The following is a 4843-nucleotide window of genomic DNA, read 5'->3' on the forward strand; positions in this document are numbered from 1 at the left end:
ATGACGGCGTCCGGCCGGACGCCCCAGGACTCGACCAGCCGGAACAACGCCGTCTCCACCGCGAACAACCCGGCCTGGGTGTACACGGTCTGGTCGAGGGATCCGGCCGTACCGAACACCACGTCCTTGACCGGGTGCTCGGTCCACCCCGCCAACCGCGCGTCCAACGCCGCACAGGCCGCGTCGAAGGCCTCGGCGAACACCGGGTACCGCTCCGCCAGCTCACGGCCCATCCCGACCCGCTGAGACCCCTGCCCCGGGAACACCAGCACCGTCCGGGCCGGGACCGAACCGCTGCCCGTCACCAGCGCGGCGGCGGACTCCCCGCGCGCCAGCGCGTCCAGCCCCGCCAGCGCCTGCTCCGAGGAGCCCGCCAGCACCACCGCGCGCTCCGACAGCAGCGCCCGCTGCGACACCAGCGCGGCGGCGACGTCCGGGAGTTCCTGCTCCGACGCACCGACGAAGGCGGTCAGCCGCTCGGCCTGACCGGCCAGCGACCCGGCGCTCTTCGCCGAGAGCACCAGCGGCACGGCCCCGGCCCCCGGCGCGGCCTCACCCGCGAGGGGCTCCACCTCGTCCTCGGGGGCCTGCTCCAGGATCAGGTGCGCGTTGGTGCCGCTGACACCGAAGGAGGAGACCCCGGCCCGGCGCAGCCGGTCCACCTCCGGCCAGGGCCGGCTGCGGTCGAGCAGCTCGACCGCGCCGACCGACCAGTCCACCTGGGAGGACGGCGCGTCGACGTGCAGAGTGGCGGGCAGCACGCCGTGCCGCAGCGCCTGCACCATCTTGATCACGCCCGAGACACCCGCCGCCGCCTGGGCGTGGCCGATGTTGGACTTCAGCGAGCCCAGCCAGAGCGGCCGCCCGGGCTCGCGCTCCTGGCCGTAGGTGGCCAGCAGCGCCTGCGCCTCGATCGGGTCCCCCAGCACCGTGCCGGTGCCGTGCCCCTCCACCACGTCCACGTCGGCCGGGGTGAGCCCGGCCGCCGCCAGCGCCTTGCGGATCACCCGCTGCTGGGAGAGGCCGTTGGGCGCGGTCAGCCCGTTGGACGCGCCGTCCTGGTTCACCGCCGACCCGCGCAGCACCGCGAGCACCCGGTGCCCCTTGCGGCGGGCCTCGGAGAGCCGCTCCAGCACGACCACGCCCGCGCCCTCGGCCCAGCCCGTACCGTCCGCCGCGTCCGCGTAGGACTTGCACCGGCCGTCCGAGGCCAGACCGCGCTGGCGGGAGAACTCCACGAAGGTGTGCGGTGTCGCCATCACGGTCGCGCCGCCGGCGAGTGCCATCGAGCACTCGCCGCGGCGCAGCGCCTGCGCGGCCAGGTGGATCGCCACCAGGGACGAGGAGCAGGCGGTGTCCACGGTGACCGCCGGGCCCTCGAACCCGAACACGTAGGAGATCCGGCCCGAGGCCACGCTGCCCGCCGCGCCCGTCCCGGCGAAGCCCTCCAGCTCCGGCGGCACGTTGCCGCCGAAGAAGTAGTCGACGCCCATGATCCCGTTGAACACCCCGACGTCCGCGCCCTTGAGCGAGGTCGGGTCGACGCCGGCGCGCTCCAGCGCCTCCCAGGAGGTCTCCAGCAGCAGGCGCTGCTGCGGGTCCATGGCGAGCGCCTCGCGCGGCGAGATCCCGAAGAACTCGGCGTCGAACTTCCCGGCGTCGCGCAGGAACCCGCCCTGCGCGACGTAGGAGGTGCCGGCCTTGTCCGGGTCGTCGTCGAACAGCGCGTCCAGGTCCCAGCCGCGGTCGTCCGGGAACGCCGACACGCCGTCCCGGCCCTCACTGACCAGCTGCCACAGGCTCTCGGGGCCGGTCACGCCGCCGGGCAGGCGGCAGGCCATGCCCACGATCGCGACCGGCTCGTCCGCGTTCCGCTGGACCTGCTTGCGCAGGTCGTGCAGTTCGGCCGTGACACGCTTGAGGTACTTGAGGATCTTCTCGTCCGTGGCCATCGTCAATTCCTCACCGGGGTTTGGGCAGACCGTGAAGGCGTGGTGCTCAAGAGATGCCGAGCTCGTCGTTGATGAAGTCGAGGACCTCATCGGCGGAGGCGGACTCCAACTGCTCGGCGACCGTGGACTCCTCCGTCTGCTCGACCCCGTTGAACCTCGCCACCAACCCCTGGAGGCGGAGCACGATGCCGGCCTTCTTGGACTCGTCGGACACCAGTCCGGCGATCAGCGACTCGATGTCCTCGATCTTGGCGTTCACCATCGACAGCGCGTCGTCGGTGGTGCCGAGCTCGCCGTGCAGGTACCGGGCCAGGGCGAGCGGCGCGGGGTAGTCGAAGACCACCGTCGCGGCCAGCTTCAGACCGGTCGCCTCGCGCAGCCGGTTCCGCAGTTCGACCGAGGTCAGCGAGTCGAAGCCGGCGTCCTTGAACGCCGTCTCCGGGCCGACCTGGTCGGGCCCGGCGTGACCGAGCACGGTCGCCACCTGGCCGCGGACCAGGTCCAGCAGCAGGGCCTCCTGCGCCGCCGGGGCCAGGCCGGCGAGCCGGCGGGTCAGACCGCCGCTGTCACCGGCCGCCGTCCGGGCCAACTGCCGCCCGGAGCGCACCAGTCCCCGCAGCAGCGGCTGGGTGGTGCGGCCGGCGGCCGCGTCGGCCCGCAGCGACCGCAGGTCCAGCTTGATCGGCACGACCAGCGCCGTGTCGGTCCGCAGCGCCGCGTCGAACAGCCGCATGCCCTCGGCCGGGCCGATCGGCAGGACCCCGCCGCGGCTCATCCGGGCCTGGTCGGCGGCGCCCAGGTGGGCGGTCATGCCGCTGATCTGCTCCCAGAGGCCCCAGGCGAGGGACGTACCGGGCAGGCCCGCCGCCCGGCGCCGGTGCGCCAGGGCGTCGAGGTGGGCGTTGGCCGCCGCGTAGTTGCCCTGGCCGGCCGAGCCGAACAGCCCGGAGGCGGAGGAGAACACCGCGAAGGTCGTCAGGTCGAGGTCACGGGTGAGCTCGTCCAGGTGGCTCACGGCGGTCACCTTCGGGGCGAACACGCGGGCCAGCCGCTCGGGCGTCAGCGCGCCGATCACGCCGTCGTCCAGCACACCGGCGGTGTGCACGACGCCGGTCAGCGGGTGCTCGGCCGGGACGGCGGCCAGCAGCGCGGCCACCGCCTCCCGGTCGGTCACGTCGCAGGCGGCGACCGTCACCGCCGCGCCCAGCCCGTCCAGTTCGGCCACCAGCTCCGGCGCGCCCTCGGCCCCGAGACCGCTCCGGCTGGCCAGCACCAGGTGCCGGACGCCGTGCTCGGTGACCAGGTGCCGGGCCACCAGCGCGCCCAGCGAGCCGGTACCACCGGTGACCAGGACGGTCCCGTCCGGGCGGAACGCCTCGGGTGCCTCCGTCGCGGGCCGGGCCTGCGCCCGGACCAGGCGCGGCACGGAGAGTGCCGCCGCCCGGACGGCGACCTGCGGCTCGTCGGCGGCCAGGACGGCGCCGAGCACGGTGGTGAAGGAGCCGTCGGTGTCCGGGTCGAGGTCGAGCAGGACGATCCGGTCCGGGTTCTCGGCCTGCGCGGTGCGCAGCAGGCCCCAGACCGCCGCGCCCGCCGGGTCGGTGACGTCGGCGTCGGTGCCGGCCGGCACCGCGCCCCGGGTGACCACCACGAGCCGCGCGTCCTCGAAGGCCGCGTCGGCCAGCCAGGCCTGGACGACCTCCAGGGCCTGCGCGGTCAGGGCGAGCACCTGGTCGGCGTCCTCGCCGCCGTGGGCCTCCAGGACGGCGACGGCAGGGGCCTCGGCGGCCAGCGCGGCCACCTCCTCGCCGGTGGCGACCGGCACCCAGGACGGCGCCGCCGCGGCCGCGGCCGCCGGCAGTGTGCTCCACTCCAGGCGGAACAGTGCGTCGCGGCCCTCGTCCGTGGCGGCCGCGGTGTCCAACTGCTCGACGTCCACCGGCCGGAAGGTCACCGAGTCGACCGTCAGGACGGCGCCGCCGGCCTCGTCGACGGCGGTCAGCGCGAGCTTGTCCGGCCCCTGCGGGGCGATCCGGACCCGGACGGCGCCCGCGCCGGCGGCGTGCAGCACCAGCCCGTTCCAGGCGAACGGCAGGACGTTGTGGCCTTCCTCGGGCTGGGCGAACGCCTGGGTGTGCAGGGCCGCGTCGAGCAGCGCCGGGTGGATGCCGAAGCGGGCGGCCTCGTCGCGCCGCTCGTCCGGCAGGGCGACCTCGGCGAAGAGCTCCTCACCGCGCCGCCAGACGCCCTGGAGGCCCTGGAACGCCGGGCCGTAGGCGTAGCCGTGCCGGGCGAGGTCCTCGTAGAAGCCGGCAACGTCGAGCTCCACGGGCTCCGCGCCGGCCGGCGGCCAGGCGGTGGTGTCGAAGCCGGGCGCCGCCGGGCGGTCGGCCGGGGCCGCCGTCAGGGTGCCGGCCGCGTGCCGGGTCCAGGCGTCCGGGCCGATCTCGCCGGCCGCGTCCTCGCGGGCCGAGTAGACGGCGACGGTCCGCGCGCCGTCCTCGTCGGGGCCGCCGACGGCGACCTGGATCCGGACTCCGCCGTGCTCGGGCACCACCAGCGGTGCCTCGATGACCAGTTCGTCGAGCCCGCCGGCGGCGACCACGTCGCCGGCCCGGACGGCCAGCTCCACCAGGCCGGTGCCGGGGACCAGCACGACCCCGCCGACGGCGTGGTCGGCGAGCCAGGCGTGCGTGCGCAGCGACAGCCGGGACGTGCAGAGCACCCCGCCCGTCTCGGGCACCTCCACCACCGCGCCGAGCAGCGGGTGGTCGGCCGTGACCTGGCCGAGCGAGACCGCGTCGGTGGCGGCAGCGCTCCGGAGCCAGTAGTGCTCGTGGTCGAAGGCGTAGGTGGGCAGCTCCAGATGGGTGACCGGAAGGCCGACGGGC

The 4843-nt window shown here is 75.4% G+C and carries 2 protein-coding genes; both read right to left on the reverse strand.

From position 1 onward, the window contains the following. Nucleotides 1-1952, reverse strand: a 1952-nt coding sequence (locus tag ABZ497_RS36455) for a type I polyketide synthase (RefSeq protein WP_359812369.1), incomplete at its 3' end; no start/stop codon positions are given. A 46-nt stretch (nucleotides 1953-1998) separates the two neighbouring features. Further along, a partial coding sequence (locus tag ABZ497_RS36460; RefSeq protein WP_359812372.1) for a type I polyketide synthase occupies nucleotides 1999-4843 on the reverse strand: 2845 nt, incomplete at its 5' end.

It is taken from the genome of Kitasatospora sp. NPDC005751 (genome assembly GCF_040630835.1).
Taxonomy (GTDB): Bacteria; Actinomycetota; Actinomycetes; order Streptomycetales; family Streptomycetaceae; genus Kitasatospora.